Raw genomic sequence first — 26,077 nt, forward strand, 5'->3', positions numbered from 1 at the left:
AAACTGACCCCATGCCGAACTCAGTAGTGAAACGAAACAGCGCCGATGATAGTGTAGCATTTGCTATGTGAAAGTAGGACATTGCCAGGCTCCAAATACAAGAAAGCCCGACTAGTAATAGTCGGGCTTTTTTACGTCTGCAGAAAAGTAATATTCAGCCCTTAATACGTTTTTCCATCCTTTAAATAGATTACCTAATTATGTGGCTTGGTATTAGCTATAACTTAGTTAGACTATCTATATAGCTTTTCATTGAATTACGTTTCGTAAGTTCGGTCCTAGCTAGCTACACAAGTAGGTTTAGGCTTTGAAAAGCTCGTTTAATATATTAAATAAGCTTTGTAATTAGCTTATAATTTACTTAAATCGTTTAGTTTTAATAAGCCACCTAAAAAGGCCAAGGGCAAATAGCAAAGCGGTGGCGACACCTGATTAAACCCATAGAATTCGTAAAGGTTGATCGCCTATGCTGCCATTGTGTGGCGGATGCAACCATTTTTTAAATTTACTGGCAACGCTCATCTTATCTATATTAAAAACACTTATGAGCTCTCCTGTGTTTGCATTTACTTGTACAAAACTGTGAGGAAAGCGATAAGAGGGATCGCTTTTGGTTTTGAACCTAAAACGACATACCGCATTGTGATTTGACGGGGGTTCTACCCATGTAAGGCGTGTATTTGGCATGGCCTTTTGTGCTGTACTAAGTGCTGCTGATGAAGAAATACTATTCTTTGATTTTACGGTTGCGCTATTAGATTTGTCTATATTTCCAAGAAGGGCTGTTATTAAAGGATCGGTTTGTTTGGGTATTGCCAGCATTATACCGGTTGCTGTTAAGAGGATTAAAGGCAGATCAAAAGTTAAACCAAGTAGCTTATGTCAGTCATACAACAAGCCCAGTGAAGATCTGCGCGCTTTAAACTGAAATGCCTTAGCCCAGTCTTTTTTTAGGCCTCCAAGCGTATAGGCCTGATATGAGGAGTATAAGGCTACCTATTACTACATAGCCGATAACGATTGTTCCAGTGTTGCCTGCAAGTAACGAAAAGTGCACGTTATAAATCCAGGTAACAAAGTAGTTACCCCATACTTCCTCACGTAATATATGTTTGCCATCAAGGCTCAGCCAAACCATTAGCGGTGCAAAAGCGTGCTCCACGGTTTTTTTTTGGTTGTAATATCTTGCGGGGATACAATGTTTATCTTTGCTGGTTTCTAAACGCCACGAGTCTTGTTTATCTGGGTAGTGAGTTTTTAACGTTTGATATGCGGTATCCCAGTTTAAAGGCTTCGCTGTTTCTGTACTTAAATTACTTATATTTTCATTTAGATCGGGGTAATAAACGAGTATAGAACCAGTTAGGGCGATGACTCGAGTAAACCTCCAATAGGTGCCTAGATATAAATGTACATGTCTTGTTATTTTCGCCATGAACCATTAAAAGGCATAAAAGAGTAACCACTAAAAGTATGCAGTATAGGGAGTACGTATTGTATCTTTGTTTAATTGAAAAGAACTGCGACAAAATGTCGCAGCAATAAAATTAGCGTGGCAAACAAAAACGCCAGCTTTATAAGCTGGCGTTTAAATCAGGCTCGGTAATTAATTATGCTTTTGGGCCTGCATTTTTTATATCATCTGAGACATCGTATTTAGCAAAGTTTTCAGTGAAGTCAGCTGCAAGTTTTGCTGCATATTCATTATATTTTGCTTTATCTTCCCATGTATTAATTGGGTTAAGTAGCTTGCTATCTACACCAGGAACTTCCATTGGTACGTCTAGGTTTAATACATCGATATGCTGAGTCTCAACATTGGCAAGCTTACCAGATACAATTGCATCAATAACTGCGCGAGTAGTGGGGATGTCAAAACGTTTACCGGTTCCGTATGGGCCGCCAGTCCACCCTGTATTTACAAGGTAAACCTTTGCGCCAAATTCGCGTACACGCTTCATTAGTAGTTCTGCGTATACACCTGCAGGGCGAGGGAAGAAAGGGGCGCCAAAACACGTTGAGAATGTAGATTCTATATCGCTAGTTGAGCCAATCTCTGTTGAGCCTACTTTAGCCGTGTAACCACTTAAAAAGTGAAAAGCAGCGGCTTCTTCGCTAAGCACTGAAACCGGTGGTAAAACACCGCTTACATCACAGGTTAAAAATACAACAGCTTTAGGCTCGCCAGCACGGTTTTCTACTTTTCGCTTTTCTACGTGCTCTAGGGGGTAAGCAGCACGGCTATTTTGCGTTAAGCTTGTATCATTAAAGTTAGGTGTGCGCGTTTCATCCAATACAACATTTTCTAAAATTGTACCAAAGCGAATAGCATTCCAAATCACTGGCTCATTTTTTTGTGAGAGGTCGATACATTTAGCGTAACAGCCGCCTTCGATATTAAATACGCTTCCTGGTGCCCAACCGTGTTCGTCGTCACCAATTAAAAAGCGTGTAGGATCGGCTGATAAAGTCGTTTTACCAGTGCCTGATAAGCCAAAGAACAATGCTGTATCACCTGCTTCGCCAACATTAGCTGAGCAATGCATAGGTAATACACCTTTAGCAGGGAGAAGAAAGTTTTGAACGGAGAACATCGATTTTTTCATTTCACCGGCATAACGCATACCGGCAAGTAACACTTTGCGTTGAGCAAAGTTAATAATAACTGTACCGTCGCTGTTGGTGCCATCACGCTGTGGATCACATACAAACGAAGGTACATTCATTACCTGCCATTGGGGTAAATCAGATGCATTATAGTTTTTAGGCTCAATAAACATGTTTTTAGCAAAAATATGGTGCCACGCTGTTTCTGTAGTAACAACGACAGGTAGATAGTGCTCAGGATCTGCGCCAACTTCTAGGTGAGAGGTGAAGTGGTCATTACTTTGCACATGTGCTTCTACGCGAGCCCATAAAGCGTCAAATTTGTCTGCATCGAATGGGCGGTTTACATTACCCCATTGGATATCATCTTGTGTTGTTGCTTCTTTTACAATAAAACGGTCTTTTGGCGAGCGACCAGTACGCTTGCCTGTAATTGCAACAAAGGCTCCATTTGCGGCTAGTGTCCCTTCGCCACGACGAATCGCGTGCTCGACAAGTTCAGCTGCGGTTAAATCGACAAAACGTGTTGCGCTTGTAGTCATGTTTATACCTAACTATGTGTGAGAGTTTGAACGGGATAGCTCTGGGTTCTTAGTTCCCTTAAGCTGAAATTATAGTAACAGAAGGATTTGAGATATTCGAGCCTGTAAAGGCCCTAAAAACACATATATTTGCTAAAAAACATGAATAATTTCAATGATACCGGTGTCAGTAAATTAACAAAATTCATGACACCGGTATCATCATTTTATAATATAAAACCGCATATTTTGCGGCTTTATGTTTAACTATGAAGTGGGAGTCTAATTAAAAATATTTTTAATATCTTGCTCGTCAAATATATATTCTTTTAAGCAGTAGTGGCAGCTAATATTCACTGTGCCATTTTCAGCAACGTCGTCAAGTAACTCTTGCTGACCTACATTTACTAACGCGGCGATAGTTTTATCTCGGCTGCAGCCACATTTAAATGTAATAGCTTGCGGGTCAAACACGCGTGGATTATCTTCGTGGTACAAGCGTGTTAAAACCGTATTAGCATCTAGTTCTAATAGTTCTTCGGGTTTTATTGTATCGCTCAGAGCTTCTAAGTGGGTAAAGTCATCTATTGACTTTTGTTTATCTACTGGCAGTACTTGTAAAAACAAGCCACACGCTTTCGCTTTACCTTCGCTTGTATTAGTTGCAAACCATAGTCGAGTTTTTAACTGTTCTGATTGCTCAAAGTAGCTTTCGATACACTCACTTAATGTATCGTGCTCAAGAGGAACTATGCCTTGGTAACGCTCCCCTTTAGTTGGGGTAATCGTAATTACCATGTAGCCTTTGCCTACAAGCTCTTTAACTGTTGAGCCGCTAACCTCGCTTTGCATGCGGGCAATACCACGCATGTTTTGCTTATCATCACCGTTAATAACAGCGTATTTAACAGGGCCATCGCCTTGTAACTGAACGGCTATTTCACCTTCAAATTTTAAAGTTGCAGTCAACAAACACGTTGCAACGAGTAATTCACCTAATAATGCTTTAACTGGCTCAGGGTAATTATGATTAGCTATCATCTCGTTGTAGGCGTGTTCAATTTGAACGAGTTCGCCACGAACATCGAGTTTGTCGAATAAATAACGGTGAAGTAAATCTTGTTGCATGAGCGGCTATACCTAACTTGATTTCATTTTTAAAAGTTCGCGCCTTTGCTTTTTATCTGGCTTTTTATCCGGATGTGGAGCAAAGAAACTGTTGTTTTTGCGTGCGATGGCGTTTTCTTCGCGTTTTGCAATACTTGCGTCAGTTTCTTGATACAAGGTCTGTGCAATGGGGGCGCTTTGGCGTTTTTCAAGCACTTTAAGAACCTTGATAAGCTTTTCATCAACGCCCTGAGTAAGTTTTATGGTCGCGCCAACCTCCACAATTTTACTCGCTTTAGTACGTTGTCCATTATAATGTACTTTGCCGCCTTGTACCATTTCGCGCGCAAGCGCACGGGTTTTGTAAAAGCGCGCGGCCCACAACCACTTATCTAAGCGAACTTTTGGCTCACTACTGTGGTCTGAGTCGGCATTGGTATTATTTTTTTTACTCATTAGGCTTCTTCAATCGACTATTTATATATCGTAAAATTTATCATGAAATCATCGTAGGATGAAGGTATGACGGCGCGTGCTGTTTTTTTAGTCAACATTACATTGCCATATTAATCTGTTTACAAAGTTTAATATTAGTGTGCTTGTTGAATGAAAAATGAAAGGGTACTATGGGTACGCGCTTATGCAGTAAATTAAAATAAGAACATTATTATGGAACAGCAAATTCAACAGCTTAAACAATTTTTAACACGGCTACCCCATGCTAAATTAAGCGCAGTAGTTACGCTGTTAGTTGTTGTTTATCTTGCTTATTTATTCTCAAAGCTAGTATGGCTAGTTTGGCCTCAACCCATCGCATCACCGCTTTCACCTTTACATTATTCAAACCAAACAAAGGCTTCAAGTGCGACTTCTGTGCAAAGCATTATAGAGCAATTTTTGTTTGGTAAAAAAACTGTAACAAATGAAACTAATACTGCACAGCAAAACGAAGTAATTAATAATGCGCCAGAAACACGCTTGAGCATTAACTTAACTGGCATTGTTGCGGTGAGTAATGACGATAAAGCAGGTGTAGCTATTATCGAATCACAGGGGCGCCAAGTAAGTTATCTTGTTGAAGAAGTTGTGCAAGGAACACGTGCAAAAGTTGCACAAATACTCCCCGATCGCGTTATTTTAAGTGTAAATGGGCGATTTGAAACGCTAATGCTAGATGGTCTAGACTTTACAAAAAAAGTGTCTATGCCTGTGCTAGCAGCCCGTGAAGAACAAGATATGGGACCACAAAAGTTAAAGCAAAGCGAGTTGCAAATTAACGCAACCGCTGACCCTGATATAAAAGAAGCAATAAAAGAAACACGAGAAGAGCTACTAAGTGAGCCTGGAAAGTTATTTGATTATATTCGTGTTTCACAAGCAATGCGTGATGGTGAATTAATTGGCTATCGTTTAAGCCCCGGTAAAGAGCCAGCATTGTTTAAGCAAATGGGTTTACAAAATAATGATTTAGCCGTGGCTATAAACGGTTACCAATTAACAGATTTACAACAGGCAATGGCAGCTATTAATGAGCTGCGCAACACTAGCGACGCTACAATCACGATAGAACGTGACGGTGAGCAAATCGATGTGCAATTTAGCCTGCAATAACTTAGCTTTGGAGTTTTAACATAATGGTTCAGGTGCTACACCTCAAAAAAATTAAAAAAGGGTTAGCTAAGTACGCAGCGCTTTTTTTAGCAGCCAGTATTTCGTTGTCGGTTTCAGCTGTTGAATATGCTGCAAACTTTAAAGGCACAGATATCAACGAGTTTATAAACATTGTTGGTAAAAACCTTAATAAAACAGTGATCATTGACCCAAATGTGCGCGGTAAAGTAAACGTACGTAGTTATGAGTTAATGGATGAAGCGCTGTACTACCAATTTTTCTTAAATGTACTTGAAGTGTATGGCTACTCAGCAGTAGAAATGGACAACGGTATTATTAAAATTGAAAAAAGCTCTGACGCTAAAAAATCAAATGTACCGCTAATTACCGAAAACAGCGCTGCATCGGGCGATATGATGATCACCCGTGTGGTACGGGTTAAAAATGTAAGTGTTCAAGAACTTGGTCCATTAGTGCGCCAGTTTAGCGATCAAAAAGACGGTGGCCATGTAGCAAACTTTAATGCTGCAAACGTCATGATGCTAACGGGGCATGCTGCTTCGGTTAACCGCTTAGTGGAAATTATTCGCTCGGTAGATCAAGCCGGTGATAAGCGTGTAGATATTGTTAAGCTTAAATACGCAACGGCAGATGATGTGGTTTCTGTTGTTGAAAATATTTACAAAGACAGCGGCAAAGGCAGCGTACCAGAATTTTTAATTCCTAAGGTGGTTGCGGATGGCCGTACAAATAGCGTAATTGTAAGCGGTGAAGGGCAAGCCCGTACCCGTGCTATAGAACTAATTAAGCGACTAGATGGCGAACTTGAAAGCCAAGGCAATACCAAAGTATTTTACTTAAACTACGCCAAAGCAGAAGATTTAGTAAAAGTACTACAAGGGGTAAGTAAAACGCTTGCAGAAGATGGTCAAGGCACAAGTAAAACTCGTACAAACAATAAAAACGATGCCAGTATTGAAGCACATCCAGATTCAAACTCGTTAGTTATTACCGCTCAGCCCGATACCATGCGTTCATTAGAGACCGTAATTGATAGGCTCGACATTCGCCGCGCGCAAGTACTTGTAGAGGCCATCATTGTTGAAGTAATGGAATCAGATGGCGTTAACTTAGGTACGCAATGGATTTCAGAAGATGGCGGTATGCTGCAGTTTAACAATGGCTCAACGGTACCGGTAGGCTCATTAGCGGTTGCCGGTATTCAAGCGCAAGACACCACAACCACACAAACCATAATAGGTACAGAAACCGGTAATGTTACCAGCTATGATGAAACGACCGAGGGTGACTACACTGCACTTGCTTCATTACTAAGTGGCGTAAATGGCTTAGCATTTGGTTTAGTTAAAAACGACTGGGGTGCCATTATTCAAGCTGTTTCAACCGATACCAACTCAAATATTTTAGCTACGCCTTCTATTACCACCATGGATAACGAAGAAGCATCGATGATAGTGGGTCAAGAAGTGCCCATTATTACTGGTTCGCAAACAGGTAGTAATAACGACAACCCATTTCAGACCATTGAACGCCAAGAAGTAGGTGTAAAATTAAAAGTAACCCCACAAATTAATGATGGCTCAGCAGTACAATTATTAATTGAACAAGAAGTATCAAGTGTAAGTGGTGCAACCGCTGTTGATATTTCTGTTAATAAACGCGCCATTACCACAACCGTTATGGCTGATGATGGTGGTATGGTTGTGTTAGGCGGCCTAATTGATGAAGACGTACAAGAAAGTGTGTCTAAGGTGCCAATTTTAGGTGATATTCCAATTTTGGGTCACTTATTTAAGTCAACGAATACCACCAAACGTAAGCGTAATCTTATTGTATTTATTCGCCCAACTATTATTCGTGATGGCGTTAATATGAACAAGTTAAGCTTTAATAAGTACAACTTTATCCGTGGCGAGCAAATTAAAGAAAAAGAAGATGGTATAGAACTGATGCCAAATTCAGATGTTCCTTTACTTCCATCGTGGGATGATGAGCTTATTTTGCCACCAACTTATGAAGAGCACTTAAAAGCATTAAGCTCTAAAGAACGTGCAGAGCGTGAAGATGACTAGCGCAATAGAACAAATAAACGAAGAAGTGGTTCATCGCAGTGATGAACCGCGATCTGAGGAGTTACTGACAAGTAACGACTTAGTTGAGTTACCTCCAAAACGTTTACCTTTTTCCTATGCGCGCAGAGCGGGTGTACTGCTTAGTAAAAATAATGAACAGCAAGTTGTGTATTACCGCGGCGAGCTAGATGTTGAAGTATTGTTAGAAGTGCGTCGTATTGCAGGAAACGGCTTTACTCTCGAGCAATTAGCTGACGATAAATTTGAGTTACTATTAGAGGCTGCGTATCAGCGCGATAGCTCTGAAACACAACAAATGATGGAAGATATTGGTAACGAGGTTGATTTATTCTCCCTTGCCGATGAGCTCCCACAAACCGAAGATTTATTAGCCGGCGATGATGATGCGCCTATCATCAAGCTAATCAACGCCATGTTAAGCGAAGCAATTAAAGAAGGTGCATCCGATATACATATCGAAACCTTTGAGCAAGAGCTTGTGATTCGCTTTAGGGTTGATGGCGTATTAAAAGAAGTGCTTAAACCTAATCGTAAGCTTGCCTCGTTATTAGTATCGCGTATTAAGGTAATGGCGAAACTAGATATAGCAGAAAAACGTATTCCGCAAGATGGCCGTATCAGCCTGCGTATTGCAGGGCGTGCAGTAGATGTGCGTGTATCTACTATGCCATCTAGCTTTGGTGAGCGTGTAGTACTGCGTTTACTTGATAAAAATAATGCCCGCTTAAACCTTGAAGATTTAGGCATGACGCCGCAAAACCGAGAGTTGTTTGCTGATTTAATTAGTAAACCACACGGTATTATTTTGGTTACTGGCCCAACGGGGTCTGGTAAAAGTACCACTTTGTACGCCGGTATGAGCCAAATAAACTCTCGCGATCGCAATATTTTAACGGTAGAAGACCCAATAGAGTACGAAATTCCGGGGATTGGCCAAACACAAGTAAATACCAAAGTAGACATGACCTTCGCCCGCGGGCTTCGCGCAATATTACGTCAGGATCCCGATGTAGTTATGGTTGGTGAAATACGTGACCTTGAAACCGCGCAAATTGGCGTGCAAGCATCACTTACAGGTCACTTAGTGATGTCTACACTTCATACCAATACCGCCTCGGGCGCAATTACCCGTATGGAAGACATGGGGGTAGAACCATTCTTACTTTCATCGTCATTGTTAGGCGTGCTGTCGCAGCGCTTGGTACGTACTTTATGTAATAGCTGTAAAGAAGGTCACACTGCTGATGAACGTGAATGTGAGCTACTAGGTGTCCCTTTTGATAGCGCACCTACAATTTACCGCGCAGTAGGGTGTGAAGAGTGTAACTTTAATGGTTACCGTGGCCGTACTGGTATTCATGAATTACTGGTGGTTGATGAAGAAATACGCGAAATGATACACAGTGGCAAAGGCGAGCAAAGTGTTGAAAAATACATTCGCCAAAAAAGCCCAAGCATACGCCAAGATGGCTGCAGCCGGGTACTGGCAGGCAAAACAACCCTTGAAGAAATTCTACGCGTTACCCGTGAGGAAGCCTAACCATGGCGGCGTTTGAATACCGTGCCCTTGATGGCCGAGGGAAAGAGCAAAAAGGCATTTTAGAAGCCGATACAGCGAAGCAAATTCGCCAAGCGCTGCGCGAAAAAAAACTTACGCCGCTTGAAGTTGTCCCTGCTGCAGAAGGGGAAAAACAAGTTAGTGGCGCAAAAACGCCGTTATTAAGTCGTTTTTTCAAACCCAGCGTATCGACCTCCGATTTAGCCCTTATTACGCGCCAGCTTGCTACCCTCATTCAATCGGCGTTACCTGTTGAAGGGGCCGTAATGGCGGTGGCAGAGCAATGTGAAAAGCCTCGCTTAAAACGTATGCTTATGTCGGTACGTTCCAAGGTGGTAGAGGGTTACACTCTGGCCGATGGTATGAGTGAATTTCCTCATGTATTTGATGATTTATACCGAGCAATGGTAGCCGCAGGTGAAAAATCAGGGCACCTTGACCAAGTATTAAATCGCCTGGCCGATTACACCGAACAACGTCAACACATGCGCAGCCAAATTACTCAAGCCATGGTTTACCCCACCATTTTGGTTATTTTTGCTATTGGTATTGTGTCGGTGTTGCTCGGTACTGTGGTACCCAAAATTTTAAAAACCTTCGAAAAAACGAAGCAAGTACTGCCTTGGACGACCGAATGGGTTATGGCAGGCAGTCACTTTGTACAAAATTATTGGTTTATAAGTTTGTTAGTCATTACTGCGCTGGCAGTAGGCATTAAACATGCACTTAAACAACCTAAAATTCGCTTTTGGTGGGACGACCGCGTTCTGCACATGCCTGGTTTTGGTAAAGTAGCGCGGGGTATTAATACAGCGCGTTTTGCTCGTACACTCAGTATTTTATCGTCAAGCTCAGTGCCACTACTTGAAGGAATGCGTATTTCGGGTGGTGTATTAGCCAATGAAAAAATGAAAAAGTCGGTGGCCGATGCTGCCGATAGAGTCAGTGAAGGTGCAAGCCTGAGAGCGGCCTTACAGCAAACTAAATTATTTCCACCGATGATGCTACACATGATCGCCAGCGGTGAAAAATCAGGTGAGTTAGAACAAATGTTAGAGCGCGCGGCTAATAACCAAGACCGTGAGTTTGAAAGCATGGTAAACGTATCATTAAAATTATTAGAGCCAGCAATGATTGCCTCTATGGCAGTGATTGTTTTGTTTATAGTAATGGCTATTTTACAGCCAATAATGGCAATGAATAAAGCAGTAGGACTTTAAGCTTTAAGGGGTTAGCTAAGTGAATATTTACTTAGATGATGCCAAATTAAATTATGTTTTTGGAAAATGAGGTATTTACGTGAATAAACAATCAGGTTTTTCTTTACTCGAAGTAATGGTGGTATTGGTTATTATCGGGATGATTATGTCAATTGTGGCGCCTAATATTATGGGCCAACAAGAAGAAGCTGCTATCGATAAAGCACATTTAGATATTCAACAGCTTGAAGATGCAATGAGCTTATACAAGCTAAAAAATAAGAGCTACCCGAGCACAGAGCAAGGCCTTGAAGCACTGGTAAATAAAACCAGCATTGAACCAGTACCTAAGCGTTTCCCCGACGGTGGCTTTATTAATGAATTACCAGAAGACCCATGGGGTAACGCTTACCAGCTAATTAGCCCAGGCGAAATTGGCAAGTTTGATATTTTTTCAATGGGACCCGATGGCGAAGCTGGTACCGATGATGATATTGGCAACTGGAACGAAGACGAGCAATAAATGCGACTTAACCAAGCAGTACGGTTAAATACGATTGCACGAGGCTTACTATGCAAGTAAGCCTTAATCGTATGCGCGCCCACCATCGTGGGTTTAGCTTAATAGAAATTTTAGTGGTACTGACTATTATCGCATTTGCGACCAAAATGGTGGTATACAGCTTAGAAGGTGGCGCCGAAGATGAGCTTGATACTCAAGCGCTTAGGCTGCATACCACCATTAACATGGCCTCTGAATTTGCTATTTTAAATCAAATAGAACTTGGCTTAATGGTTGAGGAAAACACCCTTGAGTTTTTAGTATTTGATGGCGAAAAATGGATTACCTTTGACCGCGAAGACCTTTACAAACCCATTGAGCTTGATGAACGGCTAAAACTCACGCTCAATTTAGAAGATTTAGCCTGGTCACAAGAGAACTTACTTGAGCAAGCTAATTGGCGTGAGCTAATGAGCGGCGGCGATGACGATAGCTTATTAGAGCTTGAAAAACTAAAAATACCGCAAGTCCTTATTTTATCATCTGGTGAGGTTAGCGCCTTTCAGCTTATTGTTGAATTAAAAGAGCAAAGTGAGCCTGTGTATTACATTGAAGGGGAATTTACGGCCCCTGTTAATTTGCGAAAAGAGCCATAATAATGAGGCTAAATAAAGGCTTTACCTTACTCGAAGTGCTTGTGGCGTTAAGTATTTGTGCTATGGCTGGGATTGCGGCTATGCAAGCAACCGGCGAGCATATAAATCATTTAACCACACTTGAAGAGCAAACGTATGCATCGTGGGTGGCAGAAAATGTGCTCGTGGAGCAGCGTAGCAAAGGTAAAGATTGGCAGGCTAAAAATGGCGCGCGTGGCAGCGAAGTAATGGCGGGCGTTGAGTGGTTTTGGAAGCAAGAAATAGCAAAAACAGCAGACAAAAGCTTTGTAAAAGTGACCATAAATGTTTTTAGCGATGAAAAATATGAGCAATCGGTGTACGAGCTTTCAACTTATTTAAATAAAGGCAGCTAATAAGTGAAGCAGCGCGGATTTACATTAATCGAAGTATTAGTTGCTATGGCTATTTTAGCGGTGGTGATTATGGCGACTCACCAAATTTTAGACTCAACCACCAAAGCAAAAGAAGCCTCTGATGAAAAAATAGCGGAGCTTAACGGCCTACAAACCGCATTTAGGTTAATGGATCAAGACTTTAGCCAAATGACCCAGCGCACTGTACGTAATGAAGCCGGTGATGCACAAGCGCAATACTTACTAGCAGGGCGTTATTTATTAGAAAGCCAATACGATGGTATTGCGTTTGTACGCGATGGCTGGGTAAACCCGATTAATTTGCTGCCTCGTTCTGAGTTACAAGCTGTAGGGTATAGAGTACTTGATGACAATTTAGAACGTGTATACAGAGTGTATGTAGATCAGCTTGATAATATGGAGCCGCGGGTACAAGTTGTTTTAAAGGGTATTGAAGAGCTTAAATTTGAATTCTTAGATGCCAACAACGAATGGCAAGAGCAATGGCAAATAAAAGCGTTACCTAAAGCGGTTGCAGTTACTTTGCAGCAAATTGAGGCAGAGCCTATTCGTCGTGTTTTTTTAGTACCCGGGCAGGGCAAAAACAGCGGGGAGAGTAATTAATGAATAAGCACAAAACTCGCGGTGCCGCATTAGTTATTGTGCTGTTTATTGTTGCACTGGCCGCGATATTAGCTGTAGAAATGAGTGCTAATTTAATGGTGCAGGTTCAAAAAAGCACTAACCTGCAAGGTCATCAGCAAGCAAAGTGGTATGCTTACGGTGCTGAAGAGCTGGCGATAAAGGCACTAAAGTTAAGTAAAGACGATGATCCTGACAAAACCTCATTAGATCAGGTTTGGGCCACGCAAGGCGACACTCAATACCCTGTAGATAACGGCACGCTAAGCGGTAAAATTACTGACCTACAAGCGTGTTTAAATCTAAATGCATTAGGGGAAGCGCCAGATCCAAACTCTACGAGCAAAACCAACCCTGCCCATAAAGCACTGTTTGCATTATTAGAAAACATTGAAGATTTACCTGCCGAGGAAAGCGAAGAAGCAATGGCAGACAGTGTATTTGACTGGCTTGATGAAAACAGCATTACCTATCGTTCAGGCGCTGAAGAAGACGAGTATTTATCTCGGGATTACCCTTATATGAGCGCAAATAGTTTATTTGCATCACCTTCTGAGCTGCGTTTGGTAAAAGGTTTTAATCCGCTAGTAATGGAAAAGGTATTACCTTTTGTGTGTGTTATCCCGGGGTCTCCCTTATTATCGATTAACGTCAATACGTTACTTCCCGAACAAGCACTTATTTTAAGTGCCATGATTGACGAATTATCGTTATCAGGCGCGGAGGCGGTTATAGCAGCGCGTCCTGAAACCGGATTTGATAGCGTAGATGAATTTTTTTCCGAGGTACAGCAGCAAGGCGGTACAAATTTAGATTCGGTTAAAGAGTTATTTAGTATTAACAGCGAATATTTTAAATTACAAACGCAGGCGACATTTGTCGATTTGCGTTTTTCGATGACCACATTACTTCATGCCAAAAATGGCGAAGTAACGATACTGGCGCGAAAATTTGGAGGCGTACAGTGACAGAAATACTGCTGATCCGCACGGGTCAAACAGAGCAAGATAAATTAAATTGGTTAATTTATTCACCACAAGAACAAGAAATAATTGCCAGTGGGGAATTAACCGATGCAAGCCGTTTAAGTGAGCTAAGTGAAAAAGCGCAAACCCGCGAGGTAGTGATATTACTGCCTAGCGATCAGGTGCAGCTTAAAACAGTGGCGTTGCCAACTAAATGGAATCGTAAGTTAGAGCAAGCGTTGCCATACATGCTTGAAGAAGATATTGCGTGCGATATAGACGAGCTATTTGTCGCAATTGGCGAGCCCACCATGATTAATGAGCAGCATGCAATTAAAGTTGCCCTAACTGATCGCGCGTGGTTTGAGGCTTGGCTTGCTTTATTTTCAGAGCATAATTTGGCGGTATACACCATTTTACCTGATGCTCTGCTACTGCCTACCAGCGAGGATGATACATTAACCGCCATAGAGCTTAATAATCAGTGGTTATTTAAAAGAGGCGATTGGCATATTAGTGCTGTTGAAAATAGCTGGCTAAGGGATTACTTAAGTGCGCTTGGTGAGCCGAGCGTAAAGCACTATAGCCCAGCTAATCAGTTTCCTGAAAGTATTAACCTTATTGCTCAAACAAGTGACTACGATTTACCATTGGCCTTATTTGCCAAACAACTTACCAGCGTTAAATTTAATTTACGTCAAGGTATGTACCAGCTTAAAAAGAAAAGTGCACTGTGGTGGGGTTATTGGAAGGGCGCAGCCATTATTACCGGTGTTGCTTTATTTGCTACCATTGCAATAAAGCTGATTGAACTAAATCAACTTAACTCGCGTGTTGAGCTTGCTAAAGCCCAGGTGGTAGATAGATACCAAAAAGCATTCCCAGGAACTAAAGTACGTCCTAACTTAATTAAAAGCCAAATCAGGGGCGCGCTTAAAACCATTAATGGCGAAAGTGAAGCCGGGTTTTTAGATTTGACCAGCGAATTAGTTGGCGTATTTTCGCAAATAAGCGAATTTACGCCAGAAACCCTACGTTACGATAAGGGCCGTAATGAGCTGCGAATACGCGCACGCGCAAAAGATTTTCAAACGTTTGGTAAAGTAAAAAGTATACTGGAGCAACAAGGATTAACGGTTGAACAAGGGTCGTTAAATAACGATGGCGACTTTGTAGTAGGCGAAATAAAACTGCGAGGTGCAGTATGAAAAAGCAGATAATGCAATACTGGCGCTCATTAAAAGAGCAAGAGCAGCAATTGATTATGGTTGCTGGTGGTATATTTGTTGTTTTTGTTTTAGTAATGGGCATTTTTAGACCTTTAAATAACGCCATAGATAAAGCCAAAAAGTCGTATGTCACTCAACAAGAGCTGCTCGTATGGGTTGATCAAAGCATAGTAAAGTTAAAAGCGGCGGGTAACACGCAGGCAATTAGCAATCAAAACATTAGCCAAGTGGTTAATTCAACGCGTAGTCGCTACCGTATTACTATTAGTAAAATGCAGCCTAACGATAACTCGTTACGTTTAACGCTTGATTCGGTAGAGTTTAATCAATTAATAGAATGGTTAGATGAACTGGTTAATCAGCATGGCTTAAGAGTAGAGAACCTGGATTTAAGCAAAGATGATAAATCAGGGTTTGTACGTGTAAGTCGCTTAGTACTAGAGAAGTAATGAATGAAAAAAATAATAATATTATCAGTGGTATTTTTTATTAGCTTTATTGTGTTTTGCATAATGAAATTACCAGCGGCCATTGCGTTAGACCTAGCTAAGCCGTACCTACCAAAGCAGCTTGAAATAGGCCAAACCGTAGGGACTGTGTGGCAAGGTCAAATGATGCAGGTGCGCTATCAAGACGAACAGCTAAATAATGTTCGCTGGGATATTGCTGGCTTGCAGTTATTTACTGGCAATTTAAATGCTAACTTAAAATTTGGTAACCCGCGTGAGCGTAGCGATATTTCGGGCTATGCTGATGTGAATTACGGACTATTTAATAATGTGGTTACCGTTACCGATGGTATAATTCGCTCGACCGTAGAGCGTGCCATGCAACGTATTGCATTACCTATACCGGCTACCGCCAAAGGTCGTGTCATTTTAGAGCTGAATGAGTACACCTCAGGTGTGCCTTATTGTGAGTCATTAAAAGGCGAGATTGCCAGCCCAAATATAGATGTTAAAGGCTTTAATGGCTGGTTTAATATTGGGCCACTGAGTGGCATGTTAAGCTGTAAGTCGGGCGATATAGCCATTTTGGTCGACCCAGATAACACCTTAGGCCTTGAAGCCGACGCAACACTTAAAGCTAACTTTGACTTTAAAGTAGCAGGCTATGTTAAACCTGATGCCAGCTTACCCAAAGATGTGCACGACGCGGTTAAGTTTTTAGGCCGCCCTGATGCACAGGGCCGCTACCCACTTAATTTTTAATGTAACAAAAGAGATTTAATGCAATTACCACAGTTTAACGAACAACACGCACAGCAATTAAGTGCATTTTTGAGTACACAACCTCAGGCTATGTCATTAACACAAAGCCAAGGCTATCTATTTGGGGTTATTTGCTCGCCAAGCCCATTAGAAGTTCACCAGTGGTTAGCGCATATCGTGCCTAATACGGCTAACGATTTAGACGAAGAAATACTGTTTTTATTTATGGCGTTGTACCATCAAATTAGTGAGCAAGTATTTGAAACCGGTTACAAGTTACCCGCTGATTTTGACCTTGAGTATACCCAAGCCTGGAGTGAAGGTTTTTTACGTGCTACTCAAGAATACGCACAACCTCTATTAACAGCTCCTGCGTTAGAGCCTCAGTACAAAGAAGCACTAGAGAGTGCGCTAAGTACGCTTAGCTTTTTTGCTGTTGATGAGCAAACAAGAGTGCAAATTGCGCAGCAAAACAACATGACACTCGAAGCCTTATATCAGTATCAGTACGAATCAATGGGCGACTTTGCATTAGGTTTTGCCGAGCTAATTGAGGTGGTGGCCATAAACAGTGGGCTGATTACAGATGAAGGGTGGGAAGAGTAGCCTTTAGGTATTAAACGGCGCTTAGGATAATTAAGCGCCAAGTTCTAAAATAATATCAGTGCAGCCTTTTTTACACTTAACAACACCTTTACCCGGTTCATTGGTGGCTAAATCGAGTGTTAACACCTCGCCGCACTGCTCACAGTACAAGGTTTTTCCTTGCGATAGCTTTTTAAGTATTGTGCGCTGTTTCTGAAAAGAGTCACTCGCTTTTTTGTTTAGTTGCGAAAAATCCACTACTTAGCTCTCTTTTGATCTAATGCATCCGATACAATTTTACACACTGTATTTAAACGCTCTTCGTAAAAATATAAATTTAAGTCACGCTCGCGGCAATAACGTAAATGAAATAACTGCACTGAATCATCAGTGGTAAAGGTTTTTTCAATATATTCGTTCTCAGACTCAGATAGCTTTAATGCACTGCTAATACGGTTTTTAGCCATATTGGCTGCAGGGCTACGGTTTATTTTGCTCGCATCACTTAAAAAACCCACACCTTCACCTAATAGCTTTTCACGGGGCTCTTTAACTAATGGGTGATCAATAGTAAAAAACGCAAGGATCAAAATGACCAATATAATAAATTTTTTCATAAATGCGTAAACCTTGATCTTAATGGGGTAATTTTAGCAAGCAGTGTAATAAACTGCATTTTAAAAGCAAGTAACTGAGATGAATAAATTATTAGCAATCTATACCTGTAATTTTAGCCAGCATTGTTATAATAGCCAACAGCAGTTAGATATTTCTGAAATATCTGAAAGTATTCAAACAGCTGATTATTTAAACTAATCACACTTACCATTAACGAACTACAGTTACTGTATAGAATACGCACATATTGCTACGTTTTTATTTCCAAGCGGCGTTGAGGAACTTCGATGGACAAGCAAATTAAAGTAAAGAATATACCTGCAGAGGTTAAAATCCAACAACCGGATTTAAGCCGTCAAGACGACAGGTTTAATCCACGTAACCGAATTTATGTTCGCGCAGTAAAAGGGCTTCATCAGTTACTTAGACAGCGTATAGGTTTATTAGGCATGCTTGCTTTTATGCTTTTGCCTTGGATAAATTTTAATGGCCAGCAAGCTGTTTTATTTGATTTAGTAGGTCAAAAGTACAATATTTTTGGGCTAACGCTGTGGCCGCAAGATTTCACTATATTAGCCTTTATATTTATGTTGGCCGCGTTTGCACTCTTTTTGGTTACTACCTTTTATGGAAGAGTATGGTGTGGCTATACCTGCCCGCAAACGGTATGGACCTTTATATTTATTTGGTTTGAAGAAAAGTTTGAAGGCACAGCGAATCAGCGTAAAAAGCTAGATCAACGCCCGATGGACTTTGATAAGTTTTGGCGAAAAACATCAAAGCACACCAGTTGGGTTTTATTTGCCTTATATACGGCGATTTCGTTTGTCGGATACTTTACGCCTATCCGTGAATTACTCCCTGACTTTGTTACTTTTAATGTAGGTGGCTACGCGCTGGTAAGTATTGTTTTCTTTGCCGCGTGTACCTACGCTAACGCAGGGTGGATGCGTGAAATTATGTGTTTACACATTTGCCCCTATTCGCGTTTTCAATCGGCTATGTTTGATAAAGACACTTACACCGTAACGTACGATGAAAAACGCGGCGAAAGCCGAGGCCCACGTTCGCGTAAAATTGCCCACGAAGATTTAGAAATGGGCGACTGTATAGACTGTAACTTATGTGTGCAGGTGTGCCCTACAGGGATAGATATTCGTAATGGTTTGCAAGCCGAGTGTATTAACTGTGGTGCATGTATTGATGCCTGCGATGGTGTAATGGATAAAATGAATTATCCGCGTGGTCTTATTTCTTATACTACAGAGCGTAATCTCGAAACACCTGAAAATAAAACCAACCCACTGCGAGCTAAAATCATAGGTTACACGGTCATTCTGGTGGTGCTTACCAGTGCGCTGGTGGCTAACATTGCATTTAGAAAGCCTATGGACTTTGACATAATACGAGACCGTAACCAACTGTATCGTGTTGACTTTAATGGCTTGGTAGAAAACACCTATACATTAAAAGTAATCAACAAGGCGCAGTACGAGCAAACCTTTAATATTGATGTTCAAGGCCTTGAAAACTTTAAGTACATTGGCAAACAAACATTTACAGTGCAAGCAGGGCAATCGCATAATGTGCCACTGTCACTTGTGATGGACCCGTATGATTTAAAAGCGCCAATGACGGAGTTTAACTTTGTACTTTCACCGGTTAATGACCCCGATGAAAGCATATCGCAACCGAGTAATTTTTTTAAAGCGCGATAAACACACTAACAAAAGCGGGGTAACCCGCTTTTTACATTAAGAAGCCCATGAGTAAATTTAGTTTTGAAGATTTAACGCCCGACTTAATTCTCGATGCGATAGAAAGCGTTGGTGTATATGCAGAGTCAGGTTTATTAGCACTTAATAGCTACGAAAACAGAGTCTACCAATTTAAGGCGGAAGATGGCCTGCGCTACGTTGTTAAGTTTTACCGACCTGAGCGCTGGAGCAAAGCGCAAATACAAGAAGAGCATGACTTTGCATACGAGCTTGCCGAGGCTGAAGTACCCGTTGTTGCACCCATTAAGCACAACGGAGAAAGCTTATTTGAGCACAAAGGTTATGTATTTGTGTTATTTCCAAGTGTAGGCGGGCGGCAGTTTGAGGTGGATAACTTAGATCAGCTTGATGTAATGGGTCGTTTAATTGGGCGTATGCATCAAGTAGCTAAAAGCAAAGCATTTGAGCACAGACCCACGTTTAGCTGCGAAGAATATTTGCATACAGCTAAAGTTCATCTGCAAAAAAGTAATTTGGTACCTATGGGGATCAGCACGGCTTTTTACACCATATTGGACTTGGTTATTGAGCAAGCGCAAGCTCAGTATAAAAATGTGCAAACGATACGCTTACATGGTGATTGCCACGCAGGTAATATTTTATGGGCAGGCGAAGCACTTATGTTTGTTGATTTAGATGACGCTCGCCAAGGGCCGGCCATTCAAGATTTATGGATGATGCTCAGTGGCGATCGTCAAACACAGCTGTTACAGTTAGACACCCTTGTAAATGCGTATGAAGAGTTTTGTGATTTTGACCACGCTCAACTCAAATTAATTGAACCGCTTCGTGCAATGCGTATTATTCACTATATGGGTTGGGTGGCTAAACGATGGAGTGATCCGGCGTTCGTACGGAACTTTTCATGGTTTGCTGAAGACAAATACTGGGAGCAACAAATTTTAGCGCTCAAAGAGCAACTTGCCGCATTGCAAGAAGCCCCGCTGAAGTTATTGCCATAAAATTTTATTTAAAAAGTACACGAGATACCAATGCTTAAAAAATTGAAACTGAGCCTATTACTTTTATGCTTACCATTTGCAGCCTTTGCTGCACAGTTTGAAGCCGATAACCAATATACTGTTATTGATGTAGAAAAAAGCGCAGAGCCGCAAGTAACCGAATTTTTCTCGTTTTACTGTCCGCATTGTTTTAAATTTGAGCCTGTTGCAAAGGCAATTGAAAAAAGCCTACCTGCGGGCACTGAATTTATAAAAAACCACGTTAATTTTTTAGGTGGCGTATCACCACAGGCACAAAGCAACTTAAGCTACGCCTACTTAATCGCTAAAAAGCACGGTCAAGCACAAAGTATCAGCGACCAAATTTTTAAAAGTATTCATGTACAGCGCGCACCTTTAACGCAAATGAAAGACGTTAAAAAATTACTTGAAGTTAACGGTATCGATAGTGCAACGTTTGATCAAGACATTGCCAGCATGCCAATTATTTCAGCTGAGCGCGCAATGCAAGACAAACAAAATAAATATTCAAAACTAGGTGCGCTAACTGGTGTGCCTACCTTTATCGTAAACGATAAATATAAAATAAACATTAACACCATTAATAACCAGCAAGAACTGAATGAGTTAGTTGCGTTTTTATTGACACTTTAATCTCGGAGAACAATAACAATGATCAAATTAGTTAAAGCAGGTTTACTTGCATTACTACTGCCTATGGCTGCTAGCAGTGTAGCTGCCACTTATGAAGAAGGCGTGCATTACGATGTGGTTGCAGAGCGCGCCACTAAAAAGCCAGAGGTAAAAGAGTTTTTCTCATTTTATTGCCCTGCTTGTAATAACATGGAAGCATTAATTGGTGAGTTTAAGCCAAAGCTAGACAAAGACGTTAAATTTAAAAAGAGCCATGTTGATTTTGTCGGTGTTCGCGATCCAGAAAACCAACAAATGATGAGCCAAGCGTTAGCCACCGCGGAAGTACTTCCACAAAAAGATAAAATTGTTGCGGCTATTTTTAATCATATCCACACTAAGCGCGCTAAATTTAACGAGCTTGCAGATGTAAAAGATGTGTTTGTAGCGCAGGGCGTTGATGGCGATAAGTTTGATAAACTATACAAAAGTTTTTCGGTACGTACATTAAGCTCTAAAATGAAGCGTGACCAAAATTACTTTAAAGAAAAAGGCGCGCTACGTGGCGTACCAACCTTTATCGTAAATGGTAAATACAAATTAAACCTAGGCCGTGAGTCTGGTATTACTGCGCCAGAAGATATTAGTAAATTAATTAACTATTTAGCGAACAAGTAAGATTTGCTAAAACCAAAAAAGCTCCGTAAGGAGCTTTTTTGTTTATAGGGATATAGTAATGGAAAAAATATTAATATCGAGTTGTTTATTTGGCTTACCTGTTCGATACGATGGTAAAAGCCAAGCATTATTACACCCGCAAATTAATGTATGGCGTAAAGAAAATAGGTTAGTTATGTTTTGTCCTGAGGTGGCTGGTGGATTGCCAACCCCTAGAGCATCAGCAGAGATAAAACAAGGCAGAGTAGTAACGAGCACTTATGAGGATGTAACTAAAGAATTTAAATCAGGTGCAGCTAAAGCCCTAGACTTATGTAATGAGCATGCAATTCGTTTTGCTTTACTTAAAGAGTCGAGCCCTTCGTGTGGTAGAAATACAATTTATGATGGTAGCCATAGTGGGGTAAAAGTACAGGGCATGGGTATGACTGCTAAGTTGCTGATGGAGCATCAAATTGAAGTGTTTAGTGAAAATCAAATACCAGCACTTATAAAGGTGCTGGCATTATAATATTAACTCACTATTTTCTTTGTAAGAAAACACCCGATTCTATGTGATGCGTATAAGGGAACTGATCAAATATCGCAAAGCGCTTAACATGATGAGTGCGGGTTAAATGATCTAAATCGCGCTCAAGTGTGTCTGGGTTGCACGATATATAAATAATGTTCTCGTAGTTGGCCACTAAGTCACATGTAAGGGTATCCATACCTGCACGTGGAGGGTCGACTAAAATAGTTTGGCAATCGTAACTTTTTAAATCTATCCCCTCTAAACGCGAAAAGGTACGTTCACCATTCATTGCCTGGGTAAACTCTTCACTCGACATGCGAATTATATCTAAGTTATCTACTTTATTTTTAGCAATGTTGTATTGCGCTGAATGCACAGAAGACTTAGATATTTCAGTAGCTAATACGCGATTAAATGAACCCGCTAATGCGATAGAGAAATTACCATTACCACAGTAAAGCTCCAGTAGGTCATTTCTAAGTGGTTTACATAAGTCTTGTGCCCACTCCAGCATTTTTATATTCACTTTAGCGTTAGGTTGCGTAAAGCTATTTTCTACTTGTTGATAAATAAGCTCCTGGCCGTTTACGGTTAAACGCTCAGTAACAAAATCATTGCCTAGTACTTCTTTTTGTTTGCGCGCACGACCGATAAAGTCAATATTGTACTTACTGCTCAGTTTTTCTTTCAGGGCTTTTATTTCAGTTAGCCACTGATCATCGAGTGGTTTGTGATAAAGCAAGCTTACTAAAATTTCGCCACTTAATGACGATAAGTAATCGATTTGAAACAGCTTACGACGTAATACTTCACATGACTTTAAATTATCAATCATCACCTGCATAACTTCACCAACTAATGGCGCTGCAGGGTCAAAGGTGTCGACGCGAATTTTTTCTTTCGTGGCCTGATCAAACATAATATGAAATAGATCATCCCCATCGTGCCATACTCTAAATTCAGCACGTTGGCGGTAGTTAATTGGCTCAGAGCTAAACACCTCTAACGCTTGCACACCAAATCGCTTAAATTGCGACGTAATACGCTGCTCTTTCTCAGTTAGCTGCGTATCGTACTGTGTGGTATCTATTTTAATCACTGCCATTAATGCTACTACCTTATCTATGAGATCTATTTATCGGCGCTATTGTAGGGAGCGAGCAGTATTTGTCTAGTTTTGCTGATAATAAAGTTGCTGTTTTTTTAAACATACACTTTAGTTTTATCACTATTAGCCGATAATAAGCTAAGTTTGTAACGGAGGTGGATCATGAAAATCGGTAATTATGGCTATACGCCAAACAACAACGTAAACAAATTCAATAATAAAGAGGCGCTACAGCAGCCAACAATCCAATCTCCGCAAGAAAGTTCATTACAGCGAGGCAGAGAACTTGCTGCAAAAGTGCTTGGCGACAAAATGGCAGAGCAGCTAGGTTTACCTGTTGAGCAAAAACAAGCCGATAAACCTTTATTCGATTTTGATGAAATAGTAAAAAATGTACTCGACTTTGTCTCGGGCGCAGTTAATAAAGCCAAAGCCAATGGAGCCGATGACGATAAATTAAAAAATATGTTAGACGATGCGCGCACTGGAGTTCAAACCGGTATAGACGAAGCGGTTGATGAACTAAAAGGCACCGGTGTATTTAACGAAGAAATGCAAGAGGGCATCGATAAGTCAAAAGAAGGCATTTTTGAGGGGCTTGATGAGTTTGAGCAAACTCTATTTAATCCACAACCGGCCAGTGTAAGCGTAAGCCAAGCACAATATGTAAGTATGAGCAGTAACGCCGAGTATAAGTTTACAACAGCCGAAGGTGATGAAGTCAGTATTAGCTTTGCTGATGCATATGAGTCGCAAACAGCGAGCGGGTATCAGCAAAGTAATAACAGCGAATCGTTTGCCAGTTCATCGTCGCAATCTCGTGAGCTGTCTTTTTCAATGTCAGTTAATGGTGATTTAAACGAACAAGAGCAAAATGCTATTAATGCCATGATGGAAGAGCTACAAGGTGTAAGTAAAACATTCTTTAGTGGTGACTTAGATGAAGCGTTTGAAAAAGCACAAGAGCTGAGCTTAGGCAGTGAGCAACTTGTTGCATTTTCAATGGATCTTCGCCAAACAAAAACAGTTGCTACCGTTAAAAGTTATGAGCAATATCAGCCAAACCCAACAAAAGAGGTAGCCGATGCGATCGCACCTTTTAATGACGATCTAAAAAATGCATTTAATAAAGCATCGCAACTAGGCCTACAAGATCAGCTTGCCGGTATTATAGAGTGGCTAAACCGAGATCAAGCAGCGGTCGATCAGCTCGTTGATTACACCCAAGCAATGTTTGAAAACCTAAACCAATTGAATTCAGCGGGCGAGTCACTCGACGCACTAAAGTCTGAGCAAAGCTAAACTGCTTTCTTTTATAAAAACCTCATGGCAAACTGCCGTTCTTAGTAAACAGTAGGAACCAAAGTTTGTCAGCCCACATAATGGTATTTGATTCAGGTATAGGTGGCACCACTGTGCTTGAGCATATTCAAAAGCGTATTCCAAATGCACAGTACAGCTACTTTATGGATAATGCATTACTCCCTTATGGCGCGCAAACTCAGCAAACTATTATAGGCCGCTTATGCTCACTCATTTATTTTATTGAGCAAAATGCGCTTGGTGTCGATCTTATTGTTATAGCTTGCAATACAGCTTCTACATCAGCCTTAAGTGAAGTACGCAAAATTACATCAATACCTATAGTCGGCGTAGTGCCGGCAATAAAACCTGCTGCTGAAGAAACCCGCACAAAGCACATCGGCTTATTAGCAACCCCTGCCACAGTGGCAAGCCACTATACTCATACACTAATAAAAGAGCATGCCAGTAAGGTAACAGTGAGTTTATATAGCAGTGTTGAGTTGGTGGCATTGGCAGAGCAGCTATTTTTTTCTCAAAAACTAGATACATTCAAACTACATAAAGAGCTTACGCGTTTGCGCATTAACTCAGATATTGATGTACTTGTACTAGGTTGCACACATTTTCCAATCCTTAGCAACGCTCTACAAGCGCACTTTAATAACTCAGTGCAATTACTCGATTCAGGCGCGGCCATTGCCAGCAGAGTAAACTATCTATTAGATCAGCATAACTTTGGAAATAAATTTACAGACAAAAAAAAGCCGCTGCAATATTATGCAACGGCTAATGTTTTGAGTAATAAGCTAGCTATAAAGCACGTTACACTGATTGATCCGTCCCAGTGCGTAAAGAGCTAGAATCATCTTCTTGTTTTTGTTTCGCCTCACGCACTTTTAAAGTACGCTGTTGAAACTCACTATCGTTTAACTTAGCAATTGCATTGTCTGCATCTGCCTGCGCCATTTCAACAAAACCAAAGCCACGACGTTTGCCAGTATTCTTATCCTTTAATAGGCGCACGTTGAAAACTTTACCTTGTTCTTCAAACAAAGCGCGAACAACCCCTTCATTTGCACGATAAGGAAGATTACCAACATAAAGTGTTTTTGTTTTTACTTCAGCTTCTTCACCACCTTCCGATGACATTGCAGCAATAGCAATCCCACCAATTAATAAACCAGCACCAAATAGCAATGCTGGGCTTAAAGCTAAGCTGCCTAAAGCAAACTCAACAATAACAAAACCAACTACAGCAAGAATAACAGAGAAGATAAAAGATTTTTGATCGGGTAATTTCATTTTAGATCTACCAATAAACAGGAAATAAACATTAATTTAACATTGTGAACTTGCTATCTTAACGTCTTAAACGAACATAGCAATGAAATTTATATTAAATAATAAAAATCAGTATAAAAAAGCATCATCTTAGCCGGTGATTTAGCTAGTTTTACGCTGTTTTGCTTTATTTTTGTTCGAACAGTAAAAAGATCTAAAAAAAGGGTTGATCTGTTTTCGGATCTCCCTATAATGCGACCCCACTGAGACGGGGAACGCCAACGCATAGCGAGGCACGAGCTGCTCAGAGAGTTAAGTA

Annotated in this window: 29 protein-coding genes; 20 read left to right on the forward strand and 9 right to left on the reverse strand. The window is 40.9% G+C overall.

The window, feature by feature from the left end:
• Positions 1–432 precede the first annotated feature (432 nt).
• From CWC17_RS19715 to hslR, 5 genes are all read right to left on the reverse strand, one after another.
• Positions 433–822, reverse strand: coding sequence for a PepSY-associated transmembrane domain-containing protein (locus CWC17_RS19715; protein WP_283956908.1), 390 nt, complete (start codon positions 820–822; stop codon positions 433–435).
• A gap of 112 nt (positions 823–934) precedes the next feature.
• Positions 935–1,435, reverse strand: a complete 501-nt coding sequence (locus tag CWC17_RS19720) for a PepSY domain-containing protein (RefSeq protein WP_283956909.1) — start codon at positions 1,433–1,435, stop codon at positions 935–937.
• A gap of 175 nt (positions 1,436–1,610) precedes the next feature.
• Positions 1,611–3,149, reverse strand: a complete 1,539-nt coding sequence (locus tag CWC17_RS02180) for a phosphoenolpyruvate carboxykinase (protein WP_138611976.1) — start codon at positions 3,147–3,149, stop codon at positions 1,611–1,613.
• A 261-nt stretch (positions 3,150–3,410) separates the two neighbouring features.
• A complete protein-coding gene (gene hslO, locus CWC17_RS02185) occupies positions 3,411–4,256 on the reverse strand; it encodes an Hsp33 family molecular chaperone HslO (protein ID WP_138542483.1) in 846 nt (281 codons plus the stop codon).
• A 12-nt stretch (positions 4,257–4,268) separates the two neighbouring features.
• The gene (gene hslR, locus CWC17_RS02190) at positions 4,269–4,691 is read right to left on the reverse strand and encodes a ribosome-associated heat shock protein Hsp15 (protein WP_138542484.1); all 423 of its coding nucleotides are present in this window, start codon (positions 4,689–4,691) and stop codon (positions 4,269–4,271) included.
• Between the two features lie 213 nt (positions 4,692–4,904).
• On the opposite strand from hslR, the gene gspC reads away from it, so the two are divergent.
• The 13 genes from gspC to CWC17_RS02255 all read left to right on the forward strand — a co-directional run bounded on the left by gspC (position 4,905) and on the right by CWC17_RS02255 (position 16,902).
• The gene (gspC, locus tag CWC17_RS02195) at positions 4,905–5,846 is read left to right on the forward strand and encodes a type II secretion system protein GspC (protein WP_138611977.1); all 942 of its coding nucleotides are present in this window, start codon (positions 4,905–4,907) and stop codon (positions 5,844–5,846) included.
• Between the two features lie 23 nt (positions 5,847–5,869).
• Positions 5,870–7,939: a type II secretion system secretin GspD gene (gene gspD / locus CWC17_RS02200; RefSeq protein WP_138611978.1), complete on the forward strand. Its 2,070-nt coding sequence runs from the start codon at positions 5,870–5,872 to the stop codon at positions 7,937–7,939.
• The gene (gene gspE, locus CWC17_RS02205; protein WP_138542486.1) at positions 7,932–9,500 is read left to right on the forward strand and encodes a type II secretion system ATPase GspE; all 1,569 of its coding nucleotides are present in this window, start codon (positions 7,932–7,934) and stop codon (positions 9,498–9,500) included. The genes gspD and gspE overlap by 8 nt, the downstream gene beginning before the upstream one ends.
• Positions 9,501–9,502: 2 nt before the next feature.
• Positions 9,503–10,738, forward strand: coding sequence for a type II secretion system inner membrane protein GspF (gspF, locus tag CWC17_RS02210; RefSeq protein WP_138542487.1), 1,236 nt, complete (start codon positions 9,503–9,505; stop codon positions 10,736–10,738).
• A gap of 79 nt (positions 10,739–10,817) precedes the next feature.
• Complete coding sequence (gspG, locus tag CWC17_RS02215; RefSeq protein WP_138611979.1) at positions 10,818–11,240, forward strand: type II secretion system major pseudopilin GspG; 423 nt, start codon at positions 10,818–10,820, stop codon at positions 11,238–11,240.
• A 50-nt stretch (positions 11,241–11,290) separates the two neighbouring features.
• A complete protein-coding gene (gene gspH, locus CWC17_RS02220) occupies positions 11,291–11,875 on the forward strand; it encodes a type II secretion system minor pseudopilin GspH (RefSeq protein ID WP_004588446.1) in 585 nt (194 codons plus the stop codon).
• 2 nt (positions 11,876–11,877) lie between these two features.
• A complete protein-coding gene (gene gspI, locus CWC17_RS02225; RefSeq protein ID WP_138611980.1) occupies positions 11,878–12,249 on the forward strand; it encodes a type II secretion system minor pseudopilin GspI in 372 nt (123 codons plus the stop codon).
• 3 nt (positions 12,250–12,252) lie between these two features.
• Entirely contained in the window at positions 12,253–12,873 is a 621-nt protein-coding gene (gspJ, locus tag CWC17_RS02230; RefSeq protein ID WP_138611981.1) for a type II secretion system minor pseudopilin GspJ, read from the forward strand.
• On the forward strand, positions 12,873–13,859 hold the full coding sequence (gene gspK / locus CWC17_RS02235; protein WP_138611982.1) for a type II secretion system minor pseudopilin GspK: 987 nt from the start codon (positions 12,873–12,875) through the stop codon (positions 13,857–13,859). Before gspJ ends, gspK begins: the two co-directional genes overlap by 1 nt.
• Entirely contained in the window at positions 13,856–15,064 is a 1,209-nt protein-coding gene (gene gspL, locus CWC17_RS02240) for a type II secretion system protein GspL (RefSeq protein WP_138611983.1), read from the forward strand. Before gspK ends, gspL begins: the two co-directional genes overlap by 4 nt.
• Positions 15,061–15,534 carry a type II secretion system protein M gene (locus tag CWC17_RS02245; protein ID WP_138542494.1) on the forward strand — a complete coding sequence of 158 codons (474 nt, stop codon included), beginning with the start codon at positions 15,061–15,063 and terminating at the stop codon, positions 15,532–15,534. The genes gspL and CWC17_RS02245 overlap by 4 nt, the downstream gene beginning before the upstream one ends.
• Before the next feature lie 3 nt (positions 15,535–15,537).
• Positions 15,538–16,296, forward strand: a complete 759-nt coding sequence (locus CWC17_RS02250) for a type II secretion system protein N (protein ID WP_138542495.1) — start codon at positions 15,538–15,540, stop codon at positions 16,294–16,296.
• Positions 16,297–16,314: 18 nt separating this feature from the next.
• Positions 16,315–16,902: a UPF0149 family protein gene (locus tag CWC17_RS02255; RefSeq protein ID WP_055016772.1), complete on the forward strand. Its 588-nt coding sequence runs from the start codon at positions 16,315–16,317 to the stop codon at positions 16,900–16,902.
• Positions 16,903–16,932: 30 nt separating this feature from the next.
• On the opposite strand, the gene CWC17_RS02260 is transcribed toward CWC17_RS02255, so the two are convergent.
• Positions 16,933–17,139 carry a hypothetical protein gene (locus CWC17_RS02260; RefSeq protein WP_055016773.1) on the reverse strand — a complete coding sequence of 69 codons (207 nt, stop codon included), beginning with the start codon at positions 17,137–17,139 and terminating at the stop codon, positions 16,933–16,935.
• Complete coding sequence (locus CWC17_RS02265) at positions 17,139–17,498, reverse strand: hypothetical protein (protein WP_138542497.1); 360 nt, start codon at positions 17,496–17,498, stop codon at positions 17,139–17,141. Before CWC17_RS02265 ends, CWC17_RS02260 begins: the two co-directional genes overlap by 1 nt.
• A gap of 288 nt (positions 17,499–17,786) precedes the next feature.
• Here CWC17_RS02265 and ccoG point away from each other — a divergent pair, with 288 nt between their 5' ends.
• From ccoG to CWC17_RS02290, 5 genes are read left to right on the forward strand one after another with little or no spacing between them, the layout of a single operon-like run.
• Positions 17,787–19,217 carry a cytochrome c oxidase accessory protein CcoG gene (gene ccoG, locus CWC17_RS02270; protein WP_138542498.1) on the forward strand — a complete coding sequence of 477 codons (1,431 nt, stop codon included), beginning with the start codon at positions 17,787–17,789 and terminating at the stop codon, positions 19,215–19,217.
• 47 nt (positions 19,218–19,264) lie between these two features.
• Complete coding sequence (locus tag CWC17_RS02275; RefSeq protein WP_138542499.1) at positions 19,265–20,239, forward strand: serine/threonine protein kinase; 975 nt, start codon at positions 19,265–19,267, stop codon at positions 20,237–20,239.
• Positions 20,240–20,269: 30 nt separating this feature from the next.
• Positions 20,270–20,893 (forward strand): thiol:disulfide interchange protein DsbA/DsbL, encoded by a 624-nt coding sequence (locus CWC17_RS02280; protein WP_138542500.1) that lies wholly within the window; start codon positions 20,270–20,272, stop codon positions 20,891–20,893.
• An 18-nt stretch (positions 20,894–20,911) separates the two neighbouring features.
• On the forward strand, positions 20,912–21,550 hold the full coding sequence (locus CWC17_RS02285) for a thiol:disulfide interchange protein DsbA/DsbL (protein ID WP_004588433.1): 639 nt from the start codon (positions 20,912–20,914) through the stop codon (positions 21,548–21,550).
• A 58-nt stretch (positions 21,551–21,608) separates the two neighbouring features.
• Entirely contained in the window at positions 21,609–22,061 is a 453-nt protein-coding gene (locus CWC17_RS02290) for a 2-thiouracil desulfurase family protein (RefSeq protein WP_138542501.1), read from the forward strand.
• 10 nt (positions 22,062–22,071) lie between these two features.
• On the opposite strand, the gene trmA is transcribed toward CWC17_RS02290, so the two are convergent.
• The gene (gene trmA / locus CWC17_RS02295; protein ID WP_138542502.1) at positions 22,072–23,169 is read right to left on the reverse strand and encodes a tRNA (uridine(54)-C5)-methyltransferase TrmA; all 1,098 of its coding nucleotides are present in this window, start codon (positions 23,167–23,169) and stop codon (positions 22,072–22,074) included.
• Between the two features lie 165 nt (positions 23,170–23,334).
• Here trmA and CWC17_RS02300 point away from each other — a divergent pair, with 165 nt between their 5' ends.
• Together CWC17_RS02300 and murI are read left to right on the forward strand one after the other, a co-directional pair.
• Complete coding sequence (locus tag CWC17_RS02300) at positions 23,335–24,474, forward strand: DUF5610 domain-containing protein (RefSeq protein WP_138611984.1); 1,140 nt, start codon at positions 23,335–23,337, stop codon at positions 24,472–24,474.
• A gap of 65 nt (positions 24,475–24,539) precedes the next feature.
• Entirely contained in the window at positions 24,540–25,337 is a 798-nt protein-coding gene (murI, locus tag CWC17_RS02305) for a glutamate racemase (protein ID WP_138542504.1), read from the forward strand.
• Here the strand turns inward: murI and CWC17_RS02310 are convergent.
• Entirely contained in the window at positions 25,300–25,779 is a 480-nt protein-coding gene (locus CWC17_RS02310; RefSeq protein ID WP_055020366.1) for an RNA recognition motif domain-containing protein, read from the reverse strand. The two genes, murI and CWC17_RS02310, sit on opposite strands and share 38 nt — an antisense overlap.
• Positions 25,780–26,077: the final 298 nt, after the last annotated feature.

This window comes from Pseudoalteromonas sp. S3785, from assembly GCF_005887365.1.
GTDB lineage: Bacteria > Pseudomonadota > Gammaproteobacteria > Enterobacterales > Alteromonadaceae > Pseudoalteromonas.